Raw genomic sequence first — 24,812 nt, forward strand, 5'->3', positions numbered from 1 at the left:
CAACCGCCGACATGGCTTGGTCCTCCGGATTCCTGTCCTCAGCTTCCGGTCGCCTCGTTCCACTTCTTGACGTAGTCGGGAAGCTTGCTCAGCGCCTCGTCCCAATTTGGCGACCAGATGATGACGCCCTTCATCGCCTCCTGCGCCTTGGCGAAGTTGGCATCATCCGGCTTCACGTCCTTGCGGGCCGGGAGGCCAAGAGCCACGGAGCTTACCGTCGACTGGGCTTCCTTGGAGAGCAGGAAGTCGATCAGCTTCTTGCCGTTGTCGCCGTTCGGTGCGCCGGTGACCAGGCCGATTTCATAGGGCAGCGCGAAGGTGGAGCGCACGCCGTCAGGCCCCGCTGGCCAGAACACCTTGATATTCGGGTTGCCGGCCATCTGCGACATGTTCATCTGCAGATCGCCATTGGCAACATGCAGTTCGCCCTTGTTGACCAACGCGGTGAGCTTTCCGGTCGAGGCCGACGGACCGACATTGTTGTCCTGCAGCTTCTTCATGAAGGCGAAGCCGGCATCCTCGCCGCCGAAGGCATGGATGATCTGCAGCATGACGGCTGTGCCGTCGCCGGCCTGGCCGGGGGTCGAATACTGGATCTTGCCCTTGAACTTCGGATCGAGCAGATCGTTGTAGCTCTTCGGCGCTTCCGAAAGCACGGCGCTGTTGTAGATGAAGTTCATATAGTTGTTGACGACAGGCCGGTACTTGTCGGTGCCGCCATCGATCTGGTCGGCGCCTTCCGGCTTGTAGTCCTGCAGCAGGCCGTCAGCGGCGGCGCGCTGGACGAAGGGCGGCAAGGTCACCAGCACGTCGGCCTGTGGGTTGGATTTCTCCTTGGCGACGCGTTCGACGACGCCGCCCGAGCCTGCCTCGATATACTGCACGGTGATGCCGGTCGCCTTGGTGAAGGCAGCGAATTCGGTCTCGTACCAGCTGCCATTGCCGTCATGCAGGCCGTCGGCGGAATAGATGGTGACGACGCCGTCGGCGAGCGCCGGAGCGACGAGAGCCGACGACGCCAGCAGCGACGCGGTGAAGGCCATGGCTATGGTGAGATTTCGCGATTTCATGGATCAGTTCCCCTGTGATTGAAGGCACATTCTGCGATGCACTAGGACCGACCGGCTTCGTGTCTCTGGCGGACGTTGAGCCGATTGGATGTCGTCGTTGTGACAACTTTGGGGATTGGCGATCGATAAGTAAAATCTATTTATTTTATGACAGCAAAGTTTCTGCTGATATTTGTCATGGAACTGTCGCATCCCTGTCGTGGGCGCGATCGCAGCTGCGCTGACGGCGCCTATCAATCTGAAAAATAACGGCTATCAGCCGAATAAAACGCCTGATGTCTGCGCCCGCAAACGCGGATCATGCGAGCGGATGGTCACCGGCCGGCCGTCAAGGATCTCGAAGCAGCGCGCCAGCGTGTCGTCCTCGAGCCGGCGCATCGCCTCGTGCGTGAAGAAGGTGAGATGCGGAAACAGGATCACGTTGTCGCGATCGAACAGGGCGCTCATCGGATGGCCTGATCTGGCCAGCGGCTCGACCGAATAGACGTCGAGCCCAGCGCCGCCGATGCGCCCCGCAACGATCGCCTCGACAAGTGCTACCTCGTCGATGAGCGCGCCGCGCGAGACATTGATGATGATGGCGGAGGGCTTCAGGCAGGCGAGTTCCACGTTGCCGATCAAGCCGCGTGTTTTGTCATTGAGCACGCAGTGGAGCGAAGCAAAGTCGCAGTCGCGCAGCATGGCCTGGAGGTCATCGACCTTCTCGATGCCGGCGGCCTTCATGGTAGCCGCATCGACACCGGGATCGAAGCCAAGTACGCGGGCACGAAACCCTTGGCCTGCCATGCGCGCCATGCTGCGGCCGATCTTGCCGCAGCCGACGAGGCCGAGCGTGGCGCCGGAAATGTCACGTCCCAGCCAGCGCTGCTCCGGCCAGACCCAGCCATCGCGAGACACCGCCGCGATCATGGAGGGCAGCCGCTTGGCCAGCGCGATCATCAGGGCGAACGCACCCTCGGCGACGGTTTCCTCGGCATATTCCGGAACGTTGACGACGGGAATGCCGCGACGGATCGCGGCCGGGGTGTCGATGGCATCGATGCCGACGCCATATTTGACGATGCCCTTCAATTTCGGCGCTGCGTCGATCACCCGCGCGGTGATCGGCGTGTAGCACATCAAAAGAAGATCGGCGTCGGTGACTGCGGCGATGAGATCGGCTTCTGGAATGCCGTCGGGCAGCGTCACCAGTTTGACGCCTCTCGCTCGCAGACCGGCGTCAATGCCGGGGCATTCGAGTTCCCTATCGGTGCGCACAGCCTTCATGGTCAGGCCGCCAGCACTGCGGACTCAACGATGTCGAGCGCGCGGTCGAGATCACTTTTCGAAATGACCAGCGGCGGCGACAGTGTGAGCACATTGCCTTGGCTGATCTTGAAACTCAGGCCCTGTTCGAGGCAAGCGTAGAAGACGCGCTCGGCAAGCTCTCGCGCTGGCTGGCGCGTGGCGCGGTCCTCGACCAGCTCAACGCCGACCATCAGCCCCCTGCCCCTGACGTCGCCGACATGGACGGAGCGCGCCATCAGGTCCTGCATGCGCCCGAGCATATGCCGGCCAAGTTCGGCCGCGCGCTCGACCAAACCTTCCTCCAGAATGATATCGATGGTGGTCAGGGCGGCGCGCGTCGTCACCGGGTTCTTCTCATGGGTGTAGTGACCTATGGCGAAGCCGCCGGTGACGTCGAGGTCGCGGCGGGCGATTACGGCTGCGATCGGCAGGATGCCGCCGCCAAGCGACTTGCCGAGCACGACAATGTCGGGCGTTACGCCATCATGCTCATGGGCGAAGAATTTTCCCGTCTTGCCCAGACCGGTCGGGATCTCGTCGAAGATCAGCAGCGTGCCGTGCCGGTCGCAGGCCTCGCGCACCCGCTTCCAGAAGCCGGGTGGCGGCGGGTTGGGCGTTGCGCGCATCGGTTCGGCGACGACCGCCGCCACATCCTGCTCGCGGCCGAGCACGTAGGCGATCATGTTGGCGCAAGCGAGGCCCGACGCTTCCAGGGAATCGTGGCCGTAGGGGCAGCGATAGCCATCCCATGGCGCGACATGCTCGGTGCCGGTCATCATCGGGCCTGCGATGTGCGAGCGGAAGGTCGCTTCGCCGCCGACGCTTGCCGCACCGAAACCGGCGCCGTGAAACGCATCCCAGAACGACACTGTCTTGAAGCGTCCGGTGGCGGCGCGCGCGATCTTCAGTGCCACCTCGATGGCGTCAGAGCCGCCGGTGGTGAGCAGCACCTTGCCGAGATCGCCGGGCGCAAGTGCTGCCAGCTTCTCCGCCAGCTCGACCGCAGGCTCGCAGGTGAAGCGGCGCGGCGCAAAGCAGAGGTCGTCGAGCTGCTTCTTGATCGCAGCGACCAGTCTGGGATGGCCGTAGCCGAGGTGGTGCACGCTGTTGCCATGGAAATCCATGAAGCGGCGCCCGGCCGTGTCCTCGATCCAGATGCCTTCAGCCGTGGCGATCGTCGAAAGGCAGGGGCTGGACAGGCTCTGGTGCATGAAGGCAGCCGCGTCGCGGTCGAGTAGGCCGCGGATGCGGGGATCACTTTGGCCGGCGTCCCAGCGGCTACGTGCGGCCGTAGTGTTGGAGTCGCCCTCTGTATGCACAAGCTCAGTTATCGCGGCCATCATGGTCTCCGAAACGCGAATGAGGGAGCGTCGAAACGCCCCCTCGGTTGGTCTGCCAGTTGGTTTGATCCCGTCAGGACCAGGGCAGCGAAAATGTCTTCACATTGGTATAGCTCTTCATCGCCTCGATGACGCCTTCCTTGTAGCCATTGCCGCTGTCTTTGATGCCGCCGAAGGGCGACATCTCGATGCGGTAGCCCGGCACTTCCCAGATGTTGACCGTGCCAACCTGCAGGCCGGCAATGTATTTCTGCATGCGCGGAAACGAGTTGGTGCAGACGCCCGACGACAGGCCGAAGGCGGTCGAGTTGGACAACGCGATCAGCGCCTCATCATCATCCGGCGCACGTACGATCGGGATGATCGGCCCGAAGGTTTCTTCCATCACCAGCTCGGAGGTGTGCGGCACGCGATCGACGACGATCGGCGGCAGCAGCGCACCTTGGCGGCCCGGATTGTAGAGGATGTCGGCGCCTTGCTCGGCGGCCATGTGGACGCGGGCTTCAAACAGCGCAGCCGCCTTCTCGTGTACGACCGTGCCAAGGTCGGTCGAGCGGTCCATCGGGTCGCCAAAGCGGATTTTCTTCGCCCGCTCCAGCACCAGTGGCACGAAGCGATCGGCGACGCTCTCCTGGACGAGAATGCGCTTCACCGCGGTGCAGCGCTGGCCGGAGTTTTTCGTTGCTCCGGCCACTGCCAGGTCCGCCGCCTTTGCCAGATCCTCGTCCGACAAATCGTTGAGGATGATCAGCGGATCGTTGCCGCCGAGTTCCAGCACTTGGCGCTTGTATCCGGCGGTGCGGGCGATCATCTTGCCGACCGGCACGCCGCCGGTGAAGGTGATCAGATCGATGTTCTCGTTGGTGATCATCTCGTTGCCGATATCGGCCGGCCAGCCGGTCACCACCGACAGCATTTCCGGCGGCAGGCCGGCTTCGTAGAGAATGTCGGCCAGGAGCAGCGCCGTCATCGGCGTCAGTTCAGTCGGCTTGACCACCACGCAATTGTTGGTGGCGATCGCCGGCGCCACCTTGTGCGAGACCATGTTGAGGGGATGGTTGAACGGCGTGATTGCCGAGATCGCCTTCAGCGGCTCGCGAGTGGTGAAGATCTTGCGCGCCTTACCGTGCGGAGTGAGGTCACAGGAGAATATCTGGCCGTCGTCCTGTATGCACATCTGCGCCGACAACGTGAACACATCATAGGCGCGGCCGACCTCATAAAGCGAATCCGTCTTGGAGATGCCGAGTTCGAGCGTGATGAGGTCGGAGATTTCTTCGCGGCGCGACGCCAGTGCTTCGGCGGTGCGAAAGAGTATCTGCTGGCGCTCGTAGCGCGTCAGTTTCGACTTGTAGCCAGCGGCGATCTCGAAGGCTTGCCGCGCGTGCTCGGCGCGGCCGGCTGGCACGGTGCCGATCACAGTGTCGTTCCAGGGATAGCGCACCTCGACGACGCCTTCGGCATCGACTCGTCTGCCGGCGATGCGCATCGGCTCGTGGCGAACTTTGATGGCAGGGTCAAGCTTGGTCATGTGAGTATTCCCGGTGCTCAGTGAGCCACATTGATCTTCTATCGGCCAGGCCATCGCGCCTCGCAATGGCTTCCCCCACTCCGTCGCCGCTTCGCGGCGCCACCTCTCCCCCTCCGGAGGGAGAGGAAGGGAGCCAAGTCTGGCGAGCTCAGCGCCCTTCCTCTCCCCCGTCGATCGGGGGAGAGGTGGCCCGAAGGGCCGGAGTGGGGGTCGACCAGCGCCATTATGGACGGCTACACACCCTACTGGCGCCCCAACTCCCCCGTCACGCCAGTGCCGCTGCCATCGTCGCGTAGTAGAAGGCGTCGAAATTGCGCAGCGTCGATTCGTTGGGCAATTCCGGCAGCACGCGGTTGACGATGAACGGCACCTCCTGCTCGGTCAGCCCGCCATGCGAGCGCAGCGGCTCGTTGAGCGCCGCCAGATCATGGCGATGCTCCGAGGTGCCGATCGTCTTGTTCTCGGTCGAGATCAGCACGATGTCACCGATGCGGTCGGCCGGCAGTTCGAAGCGCTCGCAGGCCGTCGGGCTGTCGACGACCAGCATGATGCCGTCAATCTTGGCCAGCCGCGCCATGATGCCGGCCTGGTCGGCGCCATCAGGCAGATAGGCGGTGGCAAACGAGCCGAGTGCGCCGTGGTGCACGACATAGGGATCGGTGATCGGCAGGATGACTCTGGCCGCGTCCTTGCCCAGCCATTCGTCGAGCAGGTCCTGGACATAGACGACGTCGGGCGAACCGTCGGCCTTGTGCTTGGGCTTCATGCCATGGTCGGCAGTGACGACGATCGCCGCGCCCAGCGCATCGAGTTCGGTCAGGTATTTGTCGAACATTTCATAGAAGGCGTTGGCCTGCGGCACACCTGGCGCATATTTGTGCTGCACATAGTCCGTGGTGGTCAGGTACATGATGTCGGGGCGGAATTCCCTGAGCAGCTGGACGCCGGCGGCGAAGACGAATTCCGACAGTTCGGCCGAATAGACTTCCGGCACCGGCAGGGCGAAATGCTTCGAGGCATTGTCGATGCCGTGCTCGGCCTTGGTCGTGGTGTCGGACTTTTCCGCCGAGAAACACAGCGCGCGGCCTTCGTCGAAAGCGAGACCCTTGCCGAGCAGCGCGCGCAATTTGTCCTTGGCGGTGACCACGGCAACCTTGGCGCCGGCATCGTAGAAAGCCTGGAAGATGGTCGGCGCGCGCAGGAAGCGCGGGTCGTTCATCATCACTTCCTTGCCGGTCTCGCGCTCGTAGAGATAGTTGCCGCAGATGCCATGCACTGACGGCGGCCGGCCGGTGGCGATCGACAGATTGTTGGGGTTGGTGAAGCTCGGAATGACCGAGTGGGCAAAACGCACCGTGCCCTTCTCCTTGATCCTGACCAAAGCCGGCATCAGCCCGGCCTTGATCGCCTCGTCGAGATAGGCCGGCTCGCAGCCGTCGAGGCAGATGGCGATCGCCGGCACGCGCGGCCAGGCGTAGGTGCGGCCGTTGACCGCGACGTTGATGGGAGACATCTGGTTCATCGAAAAATCCTCGAGATCGGCCGCTTCAGGCGGCGAGTTTGGCGCGTTCGGCGAGCGCCGCGGCGGGTGGAGCGGCGGTGTCGACGCCCATTTCATGAAGCGAGAAAGCCGCCGCTTCGACGACGCGGCGCATGACATGTTCGTCCATCTGGCCGATGCAGCCGACGCGGAAACTATCAACGGCGGTCAGCTTGCCCGGATAGATGATGAAGCCCTTGTCCTTCATCAGCTCGTAGAAGCGTTCGAAGGCGAAATTGGCATGGGCCGGGTTGAAGAAGGTGACGATGATCGGCGACAGCCAACGATCTCTGAGCAAGGTTTCGAAGCCGAGGTCGCGCATGCCGGCCACCATGACGTCGCGGTTCCTGGTATAGCGGGCGCCGCGGCCGGCAACGCCGCCTTCGGCTTCGTGCTGGCGTAGCGCTTCGAGGAAGGCGGCAACGACATGTGTCGGCGGCGTGTAGCGCCACTGACCGGTCTTGTTCATGTGCGCCCATTGTGCATGGACATCGAGCGACAGCGAATGGCTGCGGCCCTTGGCGGCTTCGAGCTCGCTCTTGCGGGCGATGATGAAGCCGAAGCCAGGCACGCCCTCGATGCATTTGTTGGCGGAAGAAACCATCGCCTCGTAACGGATCTCGTTGACGTCGAGCGCGACGGCGCCAAAGGCGCTCATGGAATCAACGAGCAGCTTGCGGCCCTTGGCACGGACGGCCTCGGCAATCTCGGCGACGGGGTTGAGGATGCCGGAACTGGTCTCGCAATGAATGGCGATGACATGGGTGATGGCGGGGTCAGCCTCGAGCGCGGCGGCCACCTCGTCGCCGCGCGGCGGCAGATAGTCGCCCTTGTCGATCAGCGTGTAGGCGCGACCGAGATACTGCATGGTCTGCGCGGCGCGCAGGCCATAGGCGCCGTTGGCCAGCACCAGAACCTTACCGTCCTTCGGGACGAACGAGCCGAGCATCGCCTCGACACAGAAGGAACCGCTGCCTTGCATCGGCACGCAGTCGAATTCGTCTTTCGTGTCGCCCGTCAGCGCCAGCAGGCGGCGGCGCATATCTGACGTCATGCCGCGAAAATCACCATCCCATGATCCCCAGTCGCGCAGCATCGCCTGCTTGACCGAATAGGCCGTGGTCAGTGGGCCCGGAGTCAGGAGATAGGGCTCGCCCAGTGCCGGACTGGCCAGCGGCTCCGCGGCAAATTTGGTCTCGGCGAGCATGGTGTCCTCCGACAGATCGCTGCTTTTTGATATAGCCTTACTTTCGGCCCGAACGACATATTTGTAAAATCGTTATTTTGTATCGAAGTATCGATTTTTGCGATGGATAAGTTTCCCGGCTTCATCGAGCAGTTCCGCCCTGTCATGCCACTGCGGAAGCCATCTCGTCCGCAACCCCGCCGCCCTTCGCCAGCCGGCTTTCGAGCAGATCGCCGCTTTGCGTCAGCAAGGGATAGGCGACCGAGGCCATCAGCGAGTTGATTTCCTTCAGCGCCCGAACCGCCTCGAGATGAATGTCGCTGGTATCGATGCTTTGCGGCATTCCCGATTGCAGGCGCTTGAGGTGACGGTCATGGCTCATGCGTTCCAGCCTGCGCATCCGCTCCTTCTCGACGACGAGTTGGCGCGCGGAGTCGAGATCGTTCGAAACCAGCACGTTGAGCGCAAGCTGCATGTTGGCCATGACACGGTTATGAAGCCCGGCCAGTTCGCCCCAGCCATCGCGTGAGAAGCGCAGGTTCTTGTCGCGCAATTCCCCGGCGAGCACGAGCAGGTTCTTGGCGACGATGTCGCCGGCGCGTTCGAGATTGATGGCGAAGTCGGTGAGCTCGATGCCGAGCTGGGCCTCGGCCGCGGTCATGCTGCCGCGATTGACCTCGGCAATGTAGAGCTTGATCTCGGTGTGGGCGCGGTTGACCTCGTCATCGAGCTTCTGTGCCTGGCGGATCTGCTCGGCGGTCCCGACGTCGAAGAAGTCCATCACCGGACGCAGCATCACCTCGACGACCTCGCCCATGCGCAGCAATTCGCGCGTGGCGCTGGCCAAAGCAAGGCCCGGCGTGCGCATGACGCTGCGGTCAAGCGCGCTGGCTCGACGCGACATGAGGTCCGCATCCTCGCCCGCCTTTGCCGGGGGCTTGTCGGGAACCAGCAAGGTGACCAGCCTTTCCACAATGCCGGTGAAAGGCAGGCAGCAGACGACCAGCAAAAGGTTGAAAGCGAGATGCAGATTGACCAGTTGCCGGCCTTCGGTCGCGCCGAACAGAGCCGCGGGGAACGCCACGGCCTGAAGCGCGAATAAGGCGGCGAGTGCTGCCGTGCCACGGAAGATCAGGTTGCCGAGCGGAACACGGCGCGCCTGGACAGCCTCGCCACGCGTCAGCCACACGGCAATCAGCGCGCCGCCGCAATTGGCGCCGAGGATGAAGAACAGACCGACCTCGACGGGCAAAACGCCTTGCGCGGCGAGCGTGACGAACAAAAGGATCGCCGCCACGCTGGAATGGATCAGCCATGTGAACAGCGCAGCGGCGGCAAAGGCGGTGAAGTAGTCGGCGCGCAAATAGGAAATCATCAGGGGCAGCAATGTGCTCTGCCGCATCGGCGCGGTCGCCTCGCCGATCATGTGCAGCGACAACAGGACAAAGGCGATGCCCATCAGGATGCGCCCGCCTTGCTTGATGCCGCGCGCCTCGAATTTCAGGAACATCACGCCGCCGACCAGGATCAGCAGCGGCACCAGCCAGCTGAGGTCGAACGACAGCACCTGCACCACCAGCGCCGACCCAAGGTCGGCGCCAAGCAGGATGGCCAGCCCTGATGACACCGACACCATGCCGCTGGTGGCAAAGCCGGCCGCGAGCATGGCGACGGCGGTGGAGCTCTGCAGCAGTACCGCAAGCAGCGTGCCGACGCCCGCCGACCTGATCCGGGCGCCCCGGGCCTGTCTCAGGGCATCGCGCAGTGTGGGGCCGCAGGCGCGCTCCACTCCGGTGCGCACCATGCGCACTGCCCAGAGCAGCAGCATGACGGCACCCGCCAGATGCAGCAGGATGATGGAAAATTGCATGGCCGCGCCTCCGATGCCAACGGCCGGCAGGGACGTCGACCATCCTCAGGCTGACGATCGGCTAAACATAAGTCAAATCGTTCGTTTCTATCTTTTAGTTAGCACGCCTTATGGTAGATTGTAGTCGTTTTCAGCGTCTCGGAGGCACAGACGATGCGCTACGTTCAGCTTCGAGCCTTTCATCAGGTGGCCATATCAGGCGGTTTTTCGCGTGCCGCCGAGGCGCTGTTCCTGACTCAGCCGGCCATATCGGATCAAGTGCGCAAGCTCGAGGAAGAGTATGATGTGCTGCTGTTCAACCGGAACAAGAAGCAAGTCACGCTGACCCATTCCGGCCAGAAACTGCTCGAGATTACCCACCGCATGTTCGACACCGAACAGCAAGCGCTGGAGCTCCTCACAGAGTCTCGCGCGTTGCGCTCCGGCACGCTGCGCATCGTCGCCGATGCCGCGCATCACCTGCTGCACATCCTCGGCAGTTTCCGGGCCCGCTATCCCGGCGTCCAGGTTTCGGTGCGTGCCGGCAATACCGAGACGGTGATCAGCAGCCTCTACAGCTACGATGCCGACATCGGCGTCCTGGGCGAGATACCGACCGGGCGTGATTTCGAGGTGTTGAAACTGAACTCCACCCCGATCATCGCCTTCACCTCCGTCGACCATCCGCTGTCGGGTAAAAAGTCGCTGACGCTGAAACAACTCGCGCAGGAATCGCTCGTCATGCGCGAACGAGGCTCGAAGACACGCCAGAAACTCGAGGACCTCGCCGCCGCTTCCAAGATCGAACTGAGGCCGGTGATCGAGGCCGAAGGGCGCGAAGCGGTCCGCGAGATCGTCGCCTCGGGCGCCGGCATCGGCTTTGTCTCGGCGGCCGAGTTCGGCCAGGATTCGCGCCTGGTGCCGATCGCGATCGACGCGCCCGAAACCTTGATGGACGAAGCGCTGATCTGCCTGCGCGAACGCAGCGGCGGCAAGCTGGTGCGTGCCTTCCTCGACATGGCAAGATCGATGTCGGTGGATTAGGCCGCCGCCCTCACCTCCACCACATCCGCCTTCACCCGCTCCGACTTCGGATCGTAGGGGCTACGCAGATGCACTGTCGCGGCATGGCGAATGCCGGCGAGGTCGATCTCGAAACGGCCGCCGTTGAGGAACGCGGCATCGACCCCGGCCTCGTTTTCGATCAGCCCGAGCGCAACCGAGCGGCCAAGCGTGTGACCATAGGCGGCCGAGCGAACCTCGCCCACCGGTTTGCCGTCACGCAGGATCAGTTCGCCGCCCCACAGCATCGGCTCCGCGTCGTCGAGCGTGAACAGCACGACGCGCTTTGCCGCCGCCGCCGATGGCTTTGCCTTGACCAGTGCATCGTGGCCGATGAAGCCGTCCGGCTTGTCTATGGCCACGGCAAAGCCGAGCCCGGCCTGCCAAGGGTCGATATCGGGCGTGAGCTCGCGGCCCCAGGCGCGAAAACCCTTTTCGATGCGCAAGGCATCGAGCGCGTAGTAGCCGGCGTCGGTCAGACCGAATTCACGGCCGGCGTCATGCAGCGCTTCGTAAACACCCACCGCAAATTCGGTCGGCACGATCAGCTCCCAGCCGAGCTCGCCGACATAGGTCATGCGGTTGGCGTAAGCTGTGGCATAGCCGATATCGATCTCGCGGATGGTGGCGAAGGGAAAGCCGGCATTGGAGAGATCGGCCGAGGACAGTTTGCTCAGGAGATCGCGCGAGCGGGGTCCCATCACAGCCAGCACGGCATAGGACGAGGTGACGTCGGTGAGGATGGCATGGGCATCGGCCGGGATGTTCTTCACGATCCAGTCGGCATCGTGAACCGCTTGCGCTGAACCGGTGACGATGAGGAATTTTTCCGCACCGAGCCGCATCACGGTGAGATCGCTTTCATAGCCGCCACGCGGGTTGAGCACACCTGTGTAGACCGAGGTGCCGACCGGCACATCGACATTGCCGGCACAGATCCGGTTGAGCACGGCACAGGCGTCGCGGCCCTGGACGAGAAGCTTGGCGAAAGATGTCTGGTCGAAGATGGCGACCGCTTCACGCGTCGCCTTCATCTCGCGCTTGACCGCCTCGTGCCAATTCTGGCGGCCGAAGGCGTAGTCGTTCTCAGCCTTCTCGCCGGGAGCGGCAAACCAGTTGGCGCGCTCCCATCCCATCTTGGAGCCGAAGCAGGCACCCTTGGCGGCAAGCCGGTCGTAGTGCGGCGAGCGGCGGAAAGGCCGCGCGGTGTCCAGTTCGCGGTTCGGCCACGGCATGGCATAGTGCAGGCCGAGCGTCTCTTTCACGCGGTCGTGCAGCCAGCGCGGATTGTTGTTGAAGGAGGCAAAGCGCCTGATGTCGACCGGCCACAAATCCATGGTCGGCGCGCTGTTGACGATCCATTCGGCCAACGCCCTGCCCGCACCGCCGGCACTGGCGATGCCCATCGAGTTGAAGCCGGCACCGACATAGAAATTCTTCAGCTCGGGCGCCTCACCGAGGATAAAATTGTTGTCCGGGGTGAAGCTCTCAGGACCATTGTAGAATTTCTTGACCTCGGCCTCAGCCAGTTGCGGAACGCGGACAAGCGCGTTCTCCATCAGGATCTCGAACTGGTCCCAATCGTCGGGCAGCAGTGCAAACTCGAAATTCTCGGGAATGCCGTTCATGCCCCACGGCTTGGCGTGTGGCTCGAAACCGCCCATGACCAGGCCGCCGACCTCTTCCTTGAAGTAGATGAAGCCGTCAGGGTCGCGCATGACGGGCAGGTCCGGATGTACACCCTCGATCCTGCCGGTGACGATGTACATGTGCTCGGCCGAGTGCAGCGGCACCGATACGCCGCACATCAGCCCGACCTTGCGCGCCCATTGGCCGGCGCAGTTGACGACGATCTCGGCTGATATGTCGCCCCGGTCCGTCTCGACACCGCAGGCGACACCGTTCTTCACCGTGATGCCGGTAACCTTCACCCGCTCGAATATCCTGGCGCCGCGGTTGCGCGCGCCCTTGGCCAGAGATTGTGTCAGGTCGGTCGGATTGGCCTTGCCGTCGCCGGGCAGCCAGACGGCGCCGACCAGATCGTCCGTTGCCATCACCGGCCACAGATCGCCGGCTTCCTTCGCCGAGATGACATCGATCTCGACGCCCTGCGCCCGCGCTGACGCGGCCGTGCGCTTCAGCACGGTCATGCGGTCTGCGGTGCGCGCCACCGACAGCGAACCGCAATTCTTCCAGCCGGTGGCGAGCCCCGTCTCGGCCTCCAGCTCACTGTAGAGCTGCGTCGAATATTTGATCAGGCTGGTCATGTTGGAATGGCTGCGCAGCTGCCCGACAAGGCCGGCGGCATGCCAGGTGGTTCCGCCGCTGAGCTGGCCCTGCTCGAGCAGCACGACATCGGTCCAGCCGAGCTTGGTCAGGTGATAAGCGACCGAACAGCCGATGATGCCGCCGCCAACAATGACAACACGCGCCTGGGTGGGAAATTCATGTGCCATGATTGGTCCGCCATGTTGAAGGGATGGCGAACACTACCACAGGAAAGCCAAATATCAACTCAAAAAGTCACAAAATATCACATCAAACTTGCAACGATGAGTTTAGGCCCCTTTTGCGAAAGCGCCTCGACGAGGGTCGGTTCTGGACTGGCGTCGACGATCAGGCCGGCCGCGCGTTCGAAATTCGGAATCCGGAGCGGCGTCAGCTTGCCGAACTTGCTGCTGTCGAGCACGAAGTAGGCCTTGCCGGCGAGCGCAATCATCCGGCCACGCTGCTCGGCGCCGGCCCGGGTGAAGTCGGTCACCTCGCCATCGGGCGACAGGGCGCCGCCACCGAGAAAGGCGATGTCGACGCGAAAGCGGGCCATGGCATCGAGCGTATCGATGCCGGAAGCCGCCTCCTCGCCCGGATCGATTTCGCCGCCCAGCATGTGCACGCGCATGCCGGGGACATGGCACAGCTGCAGCGCAATCTTCAGGCTGGCAGTGCAGATGGTGAGATCGTGCAGTCCGGCCATGGCCTGCGCGACGGCCAAAGTGGTGGTGCCGGAATCGAGAAAGACCACCATGCCATTCCTGACCAGGCCGGCGGCCGCCCGGCCGATCGCCGCCTTGCCACCGGCATTTTCCTGGCTGCGCAGGCTCATCGCCGGTTCGCTCGGCTCGAAGCGGGCAGCACCGCCATGCACGATGCCCAGCCTGCCCTGATCCGAAAGCAGCTTCAAATCGCGGCGGATGGTTTCGCGGGAAACGTCGAAGAATTCAGCCAGCTCGGCAACACTGACGGAGCCCTGGGCACTCAGCCGTCTCAGGATCTCGTCATGGCGGCGCGGGGCAAGGGCGCGCGCCGGCAGGCGGCTGACGGGAGACATGGCGATCCCTCATGTCGAACATTGATGTTGCAATATGTGGCAGTGATACTGCGCACACGCAACCGCGCCTGATCTGGCAGATATCGATCAGCCTCAGTATCGCCGGTCGAGCCTAGGGGTTTCGCGCCAAGCCGCCACGCTCTACCGCGTTGACGAGCGTGTCGCTGCCTTCGCGCAGATGCTGCCGCAGAACGCTGACGGCCTTCTTGCCCTCGCGCTGGCGGCAGGCGGCCAGCAGGTCGCGATGCTCGCTCTGCGAGCGGGTGCGATGGTCGAGATTCGACAAGAGGATGCGGACATAGCGATCGGCCGCGTTGTGGTGCGCCTCGATCAGGCCGAGCAGACGGTGGTTGCCACAGGCATCGTAGAGCGAGAGATGAAAGACTTTGTTCAGGGCACCCCAGCGGCCGACATTGCGCTCGGCGTCGATCTGGTCGAGCACCTGTTCCGCCTCGTCGAGCTTGCCGCCGGACAGGGCAGGCACGGACAGCCGGAGCGCTTCGCATTCCAGCAACTCGCGCACCGCGTAGATTTCGCTGATTTCGGTGCCGTCCATCTGGGCAACATGCGCACCCTTGGTCGGGTGAATAGAGACAATGCCCTCGGCTTCCAATTGGCGAAGCGCATCACGAATAGGCATGCGGCTGAAGCCGAACTGCTCGGCCAGTTCGTCCTGCCGCAGCGCGGTGCCGGCCTTCAGGGCCCCGCTGGCTATGGCCTCGCGCAGGACGTTGGCGACCTGCTCCGCCACCGTCTGCGGCCTCTCGATCAAGCTTTCCGCAAATCCGCGCAATCGATGCTCCCCTGTCACGCGGATCGAGCGTAGTGGAAAACCGATAGGGATATAAGTATCCTCGTGTACGAGTTCCGGCCCCCCATCCCGCTACAGACCAGCCAAAGTTAACAGCGGCATGCGCTGCCCCTCGGGCGCGCCGCCTATGCGGCCGTGGCGGGCTGATCCTTGAACAGGATCGGATCAGCAGTTGTTGGCTCCGTATATCGCATGCGCAGGCGCAGAAATGGTGCTTCGATACAGGTGTAGCTGAGATAGCCAATCGGGATCGTCGCCAGAAAGCACAGCAAGGACCAGACACAGGCAATGTAGAAATTGCTGATGCTCATAACGTTCGTGTTGATGAACGCCGCAAGCTGCATGACGAAGAACAGGTGCAGAAGGTAGATCGAATAGCTGTAGGCCCCCGCCTTCTCCAGGATCTTGAACGGCAGGCCTTCTCGTTTCCTTGCGAAGCTGGTGTCGTAATAGGCGATCCCGAACGCATAGGCCGCCGCCTCCCCGGTTGGCAGGATGATCCATATCCAATGCGGCGAGGGATAGTGCCCAAGCTGATAGAATCCCCCTGCGGCATCGAACCACCAGAAGAACCCGGAAAAGGCCATGAGAACGGCCAGTGCCAGCCAGTGCCGGTCCTTCGCATAGGCGCGGAGATGAAAGGCAAGGATGCCAGCCAGAAACTGATCCGCATGGCCGATGATGGTCCAGGCCGCCGCCGACTGCACCTCGCCGAAGTGGACATAGAGCGCCGACCTCAGCAGAACCGCCGCCGCGATGAACAGCAAGGGCGCAAACAGGAACCGTCTGGACGCCATCAGCAGGAACGGCAGCAGAATGTAGAAGTGGGCCTCCACTGTTATCGACCAGCCGCCGTTCGGAAGGGTTGGAAAAATCAATCCCCTGTCGATGTCTGTCAGATATTCGCCGAGGGGCTGGCCGGCCTCATATCTGCGGCAGGCTTCGATGGCTATCACGGCCAGCAGAAGCGGCAGCAGCCTCAGCGCCCGGTTGGCAAAGAAGGGCAGATAGCGGACCCGTTTTCCATCAAGAAGCTTGGCGAACAGGTAACCGGAGAGCGCCATGAATAGCGAAACGCCCGTGTTCCCCTCATCCAGAAGGCTGAAGACGGGCACGGCTGGCACGAAATCATAGGGTACCGGACCCTGAGGCGACTGGTGGAGAAAATGCCAGGTGAAAACCAGGAAAGCTGCCAGGCCGCGAACATGGTCCAGCGCCGGATAGTGTTCTCCAGTCGAAGACTTCATGGTTGAGACCGAGTGCCCGCGTTTGGAATGGTTGCCACGCTGCGCCGCCATTCACGCTCGCGTCGGCGCGGAAATCCGGACCAAGGATTTCCGCTACCGTCCTCATTTTGTTCTCTTCTCGTTAATTTATGCTTCTGTTTGCCAGGAAAATTCAGTTCTGCCACGCACTGATCATCCCACCTTCCGGCGCGTCCAGGTCGACGAGCTGCAGACCGTGACTTGAAGGCGCCTCGCCTATCCCTCCACTTCGACGGCAACCACCGCCGCGCAGTCGCCGGCCTTGACCAGCCCCGGGAAATGGCGCGCCGCCAGCATGCCCGACATTTTTGCCCGGATCTCCTGCGGGGCGACGCCGGTGCGACCGATAGAATGAATGCGCGCCAGTACCGCGCCCTTCTCAACGGGATCACCGAGATCGACCATGGTTTCGATCATGCCGTCGTCTTCGGCGAAGGAGAAGCAATCGCCCGAGGGCATATCGAGCCACTGGGTTCTGCCCTTCTCGACCGCACCAGCAACAATGCCGGCGTGGCGCAGCACATTGAGAATGCCGCGCCGCGCGACGCGCACGGTTTGCGCGCGCGAGGTGCCGCCGCCGCCAAGTTCGGTGCTGACGAAGACCTTGCCCATTTCCTCCGCCGCCGTGTCGTACATGCCGACCGAGTCGATCTCGATCATGCGCATCGAGAACGGGGCGGAGAATGCGGCCACCGCGTCAAAGGCTTTCTGCTCCAGCGCCTTATCGGGCAAAGTGTGCGCGGCACAGAATGGCACGAAGTCCAGCGTCCTGCCGCCGGAATGGAAGTCGAAGACGATGTCGGCGCGCGGCAGCAATTCACGCTGGAAATAGTCGGCGATCTTCTCGGTCACCGTTCCGTCCGGCCGGCCGGGAAAACTGCGGTTCATGTTGCCCTTGTCGATCGGCGAGGTGCGCGTGCCGGCACGAAAGGCCGGATAGTTCATCGCCGGCACAATGATCACGGTGCCGCTGACGTCCTTCGGGTCGAGCGTGCGGGCAAGATCGTAGAGCGCCAGTGGGCCCTCATACTCGTCGCCATGGTTGCCGCCGGAAAGCAGCGCCGTCGGCCCCATGCCGTTGCGGATGACACAGATCGGCATCATCACCGAACCCCACGCTGAATCGTCACGGCTGTAGGGCAGGCGCAGGAAACCATGCTGGACGCCGTCACGCTCGAACTCGACGGTCGGCGCGATCGGCGACGGGCGGAGGCTGGACATCGGGCTCAATTCTTCACCACCAGTTTGCGCGGTACATTGGCCAGGCACTCTACACCGGTTTCGGTGATGAGGATGGATTCGGTGATCTCCAGCCCCATCGTCTCCAGCCACAAGCCGGTCATGAAATGGAATGTCATGCCGGGCTTGAGTTCGGTGCGGTCGCCGGGGCGCAGGCTCATCGTGCGTTCACCCCAATCCGGCGGATAGGACAGACCGATCGAATAGCCGGTACGGTTGTCCTTGACGATGCCGTATTTCTTCAGAACGGCAAAGAAGGCATTGGCGATGTCCTCGCAGGCATTGCCCGGCTTTGCGGCAGCAAGCCCCGCCTCCATGCCTTCCAGCGTCGCCTTCTCGGCATCGAGGAATTCCTGCGTCGGCTTGCCGAGGAAGACGGTGCGCGAGAGCGGGCAATGGTACCTGTTGTAGCAGCCGGCGATCTCGAAGAAGGTGCCCTCGCCCCGCTTCATCGGCTGGTCGTCCCAGGTCAGATGTGGCGCCGAGGCATCGACGCCTGACGGCAGCAGCGGCACGATCGCCGGGTAATCGCCGCCAAATCGCCCCTCTGGGCCATCGACGCCGCGCGTGCCGGCATCATAGATCTCCGCGACGAGATCGCATTTGCGCATGCCGATTTCTATCTTGTCGACGATGCGCTGGTGCATGGCTTCGACGATGCGGGCGGCCTTGCGCATATAGTCGATCTCGGCCGGGCTCTTCACCGCACGCTGCCAGTTGACCAGCGCCGTTGCGTCGACGAAGCGGGCATTGGGCAGATGCTTCTGCAAAGAGGCGAAGGCGGCGGCCGAGAACCAGTAATTGTCCATCTCGACGCCGATGCTGAGCTTGCCCCAGCCGCGATCGGCAAGAACGCTGGACAAGAAATCCATTGGGTGCCGCTCGGTCGACTGCACATAGTGGTCGGCATAGCCGACGATGTTGTCATGCGCGAGATAGGCAGTGCGCTTGGCGCCGTTGGCGTCCTGGCCACGGCCGTACCAGACCGGCTCGCCCGTTGGCGGCACGATGACGGCCTGGTGGACGTAGAACGACCAGCCATCATAACCGGTCAGCCAGGCCATGTTGGAGGGATCGCTGACGATGAGGAGATCGACGCCTTTGGCCTCCATGGCTTTGCGGGTCTTGGCGAGGCGTTCCGCAAATTCGCCGCGCGAGAATTTCAGGTTTGGTCGCATTGTTCTTGATCCTCGTTTGTTGGGCCTGGCGGCCAGATGTCAGCTTTCGAAAATCGTCCCGGAACTGGCCGCTCGCGCCCGGTCGCGGGCGAGCGTCGCAATCGCCGTGTCCTGCACGCCGGTACCGGTGAGGTCGGCGATGGTGATGTCGCTGGCCGAACGCCGACCATGCTTTGCGCCGGCGATGATCTGGCCAAGTTCGGTCACCTCTGCATCTCCAGCCATCACGCCAGCTGCAATGGCATGATGCAGTTCACCCAGCCGCCGTGTCTGGCGGGCGCTGTCGGCGACATAGAGATCGGCCATGCGCAGGATGGCCGGCGCTATCTCGTTCTTGTGTTCGGCGTCCGAGCCCATCGCGGTGATGTGCTGGCCGGCGGAGACGAATCCCGCCTTGATCAGCGGCTCGGTCGACGGCGTGGTGGTGACGATGACGTCGGCGCCGGCAACCGCATTTGCTGCATCGGGCTCGGCACGTACGACAATGCCAAGCTTCTCACGCAAGGCGCTGGCAGTTGCCTCTGCCTTCGCCGCATCGCGCGCCCAGATGCGCGCCTCAGTGATCGGCCGCACCAGCATGAGCGCTTCGAGTTGCAGCCCGGCTTGCACCCCGGCGCCAAAGATTGCGGCAACAGACGAATCCGCCCGCGACAGATGCCTGGCCGCGACCGCACCGGCGGCAGCCGTCCGAATGTCGGTGAGATAGCCATTGTCGAGCAGCAGCGCCTCGACCAGCCCGGTCTTAGCCGACAACAGCACCATCATGCCGTTGACACTGGGCAGGCCGAGTTTCGGATTGTCGAAAAAGCCAGGGCTGATCTTGATGGCGAAGCCATCGATGCCCGGCACATAGGCGGTCTTCACATCGACCTCGCCGCGATGCTCGGGAATGTCGAGCCGCAGGATCGGCGGCATCGCGACGGGCAAAGTGGCGAGCGCTCGAAAAGCGTTTTCGATGCAGGCGACGGCATCGAGATCCAGCGTAACGATCTTGCGCAACTCGGCTTCGGTGAGGATCGTCATCCGGCTCATGCGGCGCGCTCCGCGGTTGCCTCACCGCAGACGATCCTGCGGTGTGCATTCATGTCGATGTTGCGGCCGGAGAGAAGAACAACCACCGGCCCAGTCGGCTTGACCTTGCCGGCAAGCAGCGCGGCGATGCCGACGGCGCCGGCGCCCTCGACGATCTCGCGCTCCTGCGCATAGGCATGGCGGATGCCGGCGGCGATCTCGTCCTCGCCGAGCAGAATGACGTCGTCGAGCAAATCACGGCACATGGCGAAGGTCAGCCGATTGTCGAGGCCAATGCCCCCACCGAGCGAATCCGCCAGCGTCGGCAGTTCTTCCACGAGCACAGGCTTGCCAGCGTCGAGGCTAGCCTTCATCGCCGCGCCACGCGCCATCGAGACGCCGATGATCTTTGTGCCCGAGCTGACGCCCTTGACGGCGGCGGCGATGCCGGAGGCCAACCCGCCCCCGGAGAGTTGCACAAGGACGAGAGCGGCATCCGGGACCTGCTCGATCATCTCCAGCCCGAGCGTGCCTTGCCCCTCGATGATGGCCGGATGATCGAAAGGCGGCAGCATCACCAGCCCTTCATGTGCCACCAACCGTTCGACCTCCTGCTGCGCGTCGTCCTGACTGTTGCCGACGATGCGGATTTCGGCGCCAAGTCGGCGGATCTCGTCGAGCTTGTTGTCCGGCACCAGCCGCGACATGCAGATCACCGCGCGCATGCCTTCGAGCTTCGCGGCGTGGGCCAGCGCGCGGCCGTGATTGCCGGTCGACGCCGCGACCACACCGCGTGCCTTTTCTTCAGTGCTCAACGAAGCGACGGCGTTCGAGGCGCCGCGCAGCTTGAAGCTGCCGGTGGTCTGGCGATGTTCGAGCTTGAGATGGATGGGGATGCCGAGACGTTCCGACAAGCTACGGGACAAGACAGTTGGCGTGCGCTCAACCCTGCCGGCAATGCGCTCACGCGCGGCTCGGATATCGCTAAGAGTGACGGTTGCCATGATCGTCAATCGCGCGCCAGAGGCAGCGTCATCAGCCGGCCGAATTCCGGATGAACTGTCTCATCGCCGCAAAGCCGCAAGCAATTCCACGCGGTCGCGTGATTGCTGGTCACGACCGGGCGACCGATCGCCTGTTCCATACCGCTGACCGCCAGCGCACTTCGCAGCGCCGTGCAGGACACGAACAGCGCCTCGGCGCTCGCATCGGTCGCCTGGCGCGCGAGATCGACAAGCGCCGCCGGGGCGATGCGCGCCATCTCGCGGTCGTCCTCGAAACCCAGACAAGTGAAGCTGGCGATCTCGAAGCCACGTGCTGCGAAATAGGCCGCCATCGGCCTGGAGGTCTCGACCGTGTAGGGCGTGAGGATGCTGATCTTTTTCGCCCCCAGCGCCTTCAGCCCACGGACGCCGGCCATCGGCGGCGTGACCACGGGAATGCCGGGTTTGGCGGCCTGGATCGCCGTCTCGATCTCGGCATCGCCGATCACCACCGAGGCCGAGGTGCAGGAGTAGCAGATGGCATCGAGCTTCTCGTCGGGCAGGATCAGGGCAGCGCCCGCCGTCAGCGCCGGCTGCATCTTGCGGAGGTTCTCCGGCGTTGTCGGGTTGGCATAGGGAATGCGCGCGACATAGACGCCGATGCGCTCGCTTGCCACCATGCGGCGAAAGTCCGGCTCGCTGGTGTGATCCGTGGCCAGGATGATCAGGCCGACGCGCCGCTCCAGCGGGCGATCATCGAGCGCGGGCCGACTTGGGTGGACCTTGATCTCGGGCAAAGGTTTCACGAACTACCTCTCGATCTTGCCGTAGCGGCGTTCCAGCCAGCGCAACAGCACGACCGAACAGAGACTGATGACGAGGAAGAAGGCGCCGACCAGCGTGATCGGCTCGATATAGCGATAGTAAGTGTTGGCGACGCTTTTCGCCTGGTTCATCAGCTCCAGCACGGTGATCGCCGACAGCAGCGGCGTCTCCTTGAACATGGCGATGAAATAGTTGGCCAGCGCCGGGATCATCGGCGGGATGGCCTGCGGAATGATGATGTGCGTCCAGGTCTGCCGGGCGCTGAGATTGCACGCCTTGGCGGCCTCCCACTGGCCACGCGGCACATTGTCGATGCCGGCGCGGTAGACTTCCGCCGTGTAGGTACCGTAATGCAGTCCAAGCCCGATCACGCCGGCGACCAGCGGCGGCAGAAGAATGCCGATGTCGGGCAGCACGTAGAAGATGAAATAGAGCTGCACCAGAAGCGGTGTGCCGCGGATGAATTCGGCCGCCCAACCGACAGTGCGTGACAAGGCCTTGTTGGGCGAGCGGCGCGCCAGCGCGATGCCCAGCCCAACGATCGCCGCCAGCACCGAGCCGAGCAGCGTCGCCAGTATGGTGATCTTCACCCCCTGGATCAGCGTCGGCATGATCTGCCATACGAAATCCCAATCCCACTCCATCAGACGCGCACCCCATCAAGGCCACGCGCCATGCGGCGTTCCAGCGAGCGCACGCCCCATGAGATGAGCAGCGCCAGGATGAAATAGATGATCAGGATGGTGGTGAACGGCACCATGGTGTTGCCGGTCTGGGCGCGCACCACCTGCGCCTGGAAAGTGAGGTCGGCGAGTGAGATCAGCGAGACGACCGATGTGGCCTTGAGCAGTTCGATGGCGTTGTTGCCGAAGGTCGGCAGCATCACCAGGAACGCCTGCGGCAGGATGACATGGCGCATGCCTTGCCAGCGGCCGAGATTGAGCGCGATGCAGGCCTCATGCTGTTCGCGGCCGATCGATTGCACAGCGCCGCGCACCACTTCGGCGGCATAGGCGCCGACATTGAGGCCCAGCGCCAGCACGCCGGCTTGCAGCGGGGTCAGCTCAAGGCCAATCAGCGGCAACACGAAATAGGCAAAGAACAGTTGCACGAAGATCGATGTGCCGCGAAAGAATTCGATATAGGCGGTGGCGAGTGCCCTCAGCGCAAAGAAGCGCGACAGCCGCCCCATGCCGGCAAGAAAGGCCATGATCAGGGCAAGCACCGACCCCATCAGCGTCAGCTCGATGGTGACAAGCGCTCCCTGCAATATCAGGCCGAGATAGCCGGACCACTGGGTCATGAAATTCGAGGTTTCCAACGTTTGGTTTTAGAATCCTTCTCCCCGTTTACGGGGAGTTGAGGAGCGGTCCGCGTAGCGGGCGAAAAGCCAATTGCTTGGCTTTTCGAGCGACGAAAGCCGGCAGGCAGATGAGGGGCAGCGCGAACCTTGAAATGCTGGCGCTGCCCCTTATCCGGCCCTTCAGGGCACCTTCTCCCCGTGAACGGGGAGAAGGAAGAAAGGGGCGCTACTTCGCCGAGCATAGCTTGTCGCGTGTCGTCGACATCGCGGCCGCCGCCGAGAAGCCGTAGGGCTCGATGATCTTGGCGAACTCGCCGGATTTCTTCATCTTGGCGAGTTCGACGTCGAAGGCGTCACGCAGCGCTTCGTCGCCCTTCTTGAAGGCGGCGCCGTCGCAATAAACCGGCGCGCCCTGCACCGGGGCTATGACTTCGAGGTTCGGATCGGCGGCCTTCTTCATCAGGTCGTTGATCGACAGAACCGGCAGCGAATAAGCATCGATGCGGCCATCCTGCACCATCTTCAGGCCGCTCTGGCCATCCGGCACGACGATGACGCGTTCGCGCGGCACACCGGCATTGAGCGCCAGCTTCTCCTCGGTGCCGCCGCCCGGCGCACCGATCGTTGCTGATGTGTCCTTGGCGACATCCTCATAGCTCTTGAAGCCCTTCGGATTGCCCTTCTTCACCAGCATCGCCTCGGCGTCGCACAGCACGGGCTCGGAATAGGCGACAGCGGCGCAACGCTCCGGCTTCATGAACAGGCCGGCGGTGACGACGTCGAAACGACCGGCCTTCAGGCCGGGGATCATCGCGCCATACTCCGAAATCGAGGCGACGATATCGGCGACACCGAGCCGTTTGAAGATCTCGCGCGCCACATCGGGCGCGGCGCCTGACACCTTGCCGTCTGCTGCGACCGCCGTATAGGGAGGCTCGTTGGCGATCGCGACGCGGGCGAACCCTTGGGTCTTTAGCTGTTCGAGTTTTTTGTCGGCAGCCGAACCTACGCTCGAGGTTGCGAGCACCGCCGTCAATGCAAGGCCGGCGACGCCAGCCAGAATGCCAGGTTTCTTCATTGTTCCCAACTCCTTGTTTCTTGTCTTGGTTTTGTTGATTCCGGTGTTGTTGAAGGGCGGCTGTCCGCCACCCTTTTCCACGGCGGTCAGACGCGATGCCCGGCCGCGATGATCTTCTTCAGGAAGCCTTGCGTGCGCTCCTGCTTGGGATTTCGGAAAATCTCGTCGGGCTTGCCTTCTTCGACGATCCTGCCGCGATCGAAGAACAGCACTCGGTCGGCGAAATCGTGGGCAAACCCCATCTCGTGGGTGACAAGCAGCATGGTCATGTCGGTCTCGGCGCAGAGCCGCCACAGGACGTTGAGCACCTCCTCTACCAGTTCTGGGTCGAGCGCGGACGTCACCTCGTCGAACAGCATGATCTTCGGTTGCAGAGCGAGCGCGCGGGCGATCGCCACGCGCTGCTTCTGGCCGCCCGATAGCTGCGCCGGCATCGCCTTTGCCTTGTCGGCCATGCCGACCATCTCGAGCAGTTCCATCGCTCGCTTCTCGGCGGCAGCGCGCGGCGTGCCCTTGGTCAGCATCGGCGCCAGCGTCACATTGTCGATGACGCTCTTGTGCGGAAACAGGTTGAACAGCTGGAAGACCATGCCGATCTTCTGGCGCATCCGGGCCAGATGGCGCTCGTCGGCCGGCAACAGCTGGCCATTGCGTTCCATGTGGTAGAGTTGCTCGCCCTCGATCTGGATGTGGCCGCCATCAATCCGCTCCAGCGTCATCAGGATGCGCAGGATCGTCGTCTTGCCCGAACCGGACGGGCCGATCAGCGCCAGCTTTTCGCGCGGCATGACCTGCATCGACAGGCCGTCGAGCACCTTGAAGCTGCCGAAGCTTTTCGAGATGCCGTCGATCTTGATGATGGGCGCGGCGGTTGCGGACAAATGAATTTCCCCGTGCTGGAGAAGCCTGTGCCCTTAACGATGCGG

The 24,812-nt window shown here is 63.1% G+C and carries 22 protein-coding genes; 2 read left to right on the top strand and 20 right to left on the bottom strand.

All coding sequences use genetic code 11. From position 1 onward, the window contains the following. Window positions 1–38 precede the first annotated feature (38 nt). The 7 genes from ACZYHG_RS30745 to ACZYHG_RS30775 form a co-directional block, all read right to left on the bottom strand. The gene (locus tag ACZYHG_RS30745; protein ID WP_464611786.1) at window positions 39–1,070 is read right to left on the bottom strand and encodes a 2-aminoethylphosphonate ABC transporter substrate-binding protein; all 1,032 of its coding nucleotides are present in this window, start codon (window positions 1,068–1,070) and stop codon (window positions 39–41) included. A 255-nt stretch (window positions 1,071–1,325) separates the two neighbouring features. Next, window positions 1,326–2,336 (bottom strand): 2-hydroxyacid dehydrogenase, encoded by a 1,011-nt coding sequence (locus tag ACZYHG_RS30750; protein ID WP_464611787.1) that lies wholly within the window; start codon window positions 2,334–2,336, stop codon window positions 1,326–1,328. Window positions 2,337–2,338: 2 nt separating this feature from the next. After that, window positions 2,339–3,697, bottom strand: a complete 1,359-nt coding sequence (gene pbfA, locus ACZYHG_RS30755) for a (R)-1-hydroxy-2-aminoethylphosphonate ammonia-lyase (RefSeq protein WP_464611788.1) — start codon at window positions 3,695–3,697, stop codon at window positions 2,339–2,341. Between the two features lie 73 nt (window positions 3,698–3,770). Beyond that, complete coding sequence (gene phnY / locus ACZYHG_RS30760; protein ID WP_464611789.1) at window positions 3,771–5,228, bottom strand: phosphonoacetaldehyde dehydrogenase; 1,458 nt, start codon at window positions 5,226–5,228, stop codon at window positions 3,771–3,773. 265 nt (window positions 5,229–5,493) lie between these two features. Further along, window positions 5,494–6,750, bottom strand: a complete 1,257-nt coding sequence (gene phnA, locus ACZYHG_RS30765; protein ID WP_464611790.1) for a phosphonoacetate hydrolase — start codon at window positions 6,748–6,750, stop codon at window positions 5,494–5,496. A gap of 25 nt (window positions 6,751–6,775) precedes the next feature. Beyond that, a complete protein-coding gene (locus tag ACZYHG_RS30770) occupies window positions 6,776–7,975 on the bottom strand; it encodes a 2-aminoethylphosphonate--pyruvate transaminase (protein ID WP_464611791.1) in 1,200 nt (399 codons plus the stop codon). Between the two features lie 142 nt (window positions 7,976–8,117). Further along, window positions 8,118–9,824 carry a Na/Pi cotransporter family protein gene (locus tag ACZYHG_RS30775; RefSeq protein WP_464611792.1) on the bottom strand — a complete coding sequence of 569 codons (1,707 nt, stop codon included), beginning with the start codon at window positions 9,822–9,824 and terminating at the stop codon, window positions 8,118–8,120. Between the two features lie 153 nt (window positions 9,825–9,977). Between ACZYHG_RS30775 and ACZYHG_RS30780 the strand changes: the two genes are divergently transcribed. Next, window positions 9,978–10,847 (top strand): LysR substrate-binding domain-containing protein, encoded by an 870-nt coding sequence (locus ACZYHG_RS30780; protein WP_464611793.1) that lies wholly within the window; start codon window positions 9,978–9,980, stop codon window positions 10,845–10,847. Here the strand turns inward: ACZYHG_RS30780 and ACZYHG_RS30785 are convergent. From ACZYHG_RS30785 to ACZYHG_RS30800, 4 genes are all read right to left on the bottom strand, one after another. After that, a complete protein-coding gene (locus ACZYHG_RS30785; protein ID WP_464611794.1) occupies window positions 10,844–13,321 on the bottom strand; it encodes a GcvT family protein in 2,478 nt (825 codons plus the stop codon). The genes ACZYHG_RS30780 and ACZYHG_RS30785 overlap by 4 nt on opposite strands. Window positions 13,322–13,398: 77 nt before the next feature. Then, complete coding sequence (locus ACZYHG_RS30790; RefSeq protein ID WP_464611795.1) at window positions 13,399–14,193, bottom strand: DeoR/GlpR family DNA-binding transcription regulator; 795 nt, start codon at window positions 14,191–14,193, stop codon at window positions 13,399–13,401. A 112-nt stretch (window positions 14,194–14,305) separates the two neighbouring features. Next, window positions 14,306–14,986 (bottom strand): GntR family transcriptional regulator, encoded by a 681-nt coding sequence (locus tag ACZYHG_RS30795; protein WP_464611796.1) that lies wholly within the window; start codon window positions 14,984–14,986, stop codon window positions 14,306–14,308. Window positions 14,987–15,129: 143 nt separating this feature from the next. Beyond that, window positions 15,130–16,251 carry an acyltransferase family protein gene (locus tag ACZYHG_RS30800; protein ID WP_464611797.1) on the bottom strand — a complete coding sequence of 374 codons (1,122 nt, stop codon included), beginning with the start codon at window positions 16,249–16,251 and terminating at the stop codon, window positions 15,130–15,132. On the opposite strand from ACZYHG_RS30800, the gene ACZYHG_RS30805 reads away from it, so the two are divergent. Beyond that, on the top strand, window positions 16,250–16,474 hold the full coding sequence (locus ACZYHG_RS30805; RefSeq protein WP_464611798.1) for a hypothetical protein: 225 nt from the start codon (window positions 16,250–16,252) through the stop codon (window positions 16,472–16,474). The genes ACZYHG_RS30800 and ACZYHG_RS30805 overlap by 2 nt on opposite strands. Before the next feature lie 11 nt (window positions 16,475–16,485). Here the strand turns inward: ACZYHG_RS30805 and doeB are convergent, their stop codons facing one another. The 9 genes from doeB to ehuA form a co-directional block, all read right to left on the bottom strand. Further along, window positions 16,486–17,490, bottom strand: a complete 1,005-nt coding sequence (doeB, locus tag ACZYHG_RS30810) for a N(2)-acetyl-L-2,4-diaminobutanoate deacetylase DoeB (RefSeq protein ID WP_464611799.1) — start codon at window positions 17,488–17,490, stop codon at window positions 16,486–16,488. Between the two features lie 5 nt (window positions 17,491–17,495). Next, on the bottom strand, window positions 17,496–18,686 hold the full coding sequence (gene doeA, locus ACZYHG_RS30815; protein WP_464611800.1) for an ectoine hydrolase DoeA: 1,191 nt from the start codon (window positions 18,684–18,686) through the stop codon (window positions 17,496–17,498). Between the two features lie 39 nt (window positions 18,687–18,725). After that, window positions 18,726–19,718 (bottom strand): ectoine utilization protein EutC, encoded by a 993-nt coding sequence (gene eutC, locus ACZYHG_RS30820; RefSeq protein WP_464611801.1) that lies wholly within the window; start codon window positions 19,716–19,718, stop codon window positions 18,726–18,728. Further along, window positions 19,715–20,701: a hydroxyectoine utilization dehydratase EutB gene (eutB, locus tag ACZYHG_RS30825; RefSeq protein ID WP_464611802.1), complete on the bottom strand. Its 987-nt coding sequence runs from the start codon at window positions 20,699–20,701 to the stop codon at window positions 19,715–19,717. Before eutB ends, eutC begins: the two co-directional genes overlap by 4 nt. A 5-nt stretch (window positions 20,702–20,706) precedes the next feature. Continuing rightward, entirely contained in the window at window positions 20,707–21,486 is a 780-nt protein-coding gene (eutA, locus tag ACZYHG_RS30830) for an ectoine utilization protein EutA (RefSeq protein WP_464611803.1), read from the bottom strand. A gap of 3 nt (window positions 21,487–21,489) precedes the next feature. Next, on the bottom strand, window positions 21,490–22,149 hold the full coding sequence (gene ehuD / locus ACZYHG_RS30835; RefSeq protein WP_027033945.1) for an ectoine/hydroxyectoine ABC transporter permease subunit EhuD: 660 nt from the start codon (window positions 22,147–22,149) through the stop codon (window positions 21,490–21,492). Continuing rightward, window positions 22,149–22,808, bottom strand: coding sequence for an ectoine/hydroxyectoine ABC transporter permease subunit EhuC (ehuC, locus tag ACZYHG_RS30840; RefSeq protein ID WP_464611804.1), 660 nt, complete (start codon window positions 22,806–22,808; stop codon window positions 22,149–22,151). Before ehuC ends, ehuD begins: the two co-directional genes overlap by 1 nt. Before the next feature lie 226 nt (window positions 22,809–23,034). Next, window positions 23,035–23,886, bottom strand: coding sequence for an ectoine/hydroxyectoine ABC transporter substrate-binding protein EhuB (gene ehuB, locus ACZYHG_RS30845; RefSeq protein WP_464611805.1), 852 nt, complete (start codon window positions 23,884–23,886; stop codon window positions 23,035–23,037). Window positions 23,887–23,972: 86 nt separating this feature from the next. Next, window positions 23,973–24,767, bottom strand: a complete 795-nt coding sequence (gene ehuA, locus ACZYHG_RS30850) for an ectoine/hydroxyectoine ABC transporter ATP-binding protein EhuA (RefSeq protein ID WP_464611806.1) — start codon at window positions 24,765–24,767, stop codon at window positions 23,973–23,975. Window positions 24,768–24,812 lie beyond the last annotated feature (45 nt).

This window comes from Mesorhizobium subarcticum (assembly GCF_055456085.1).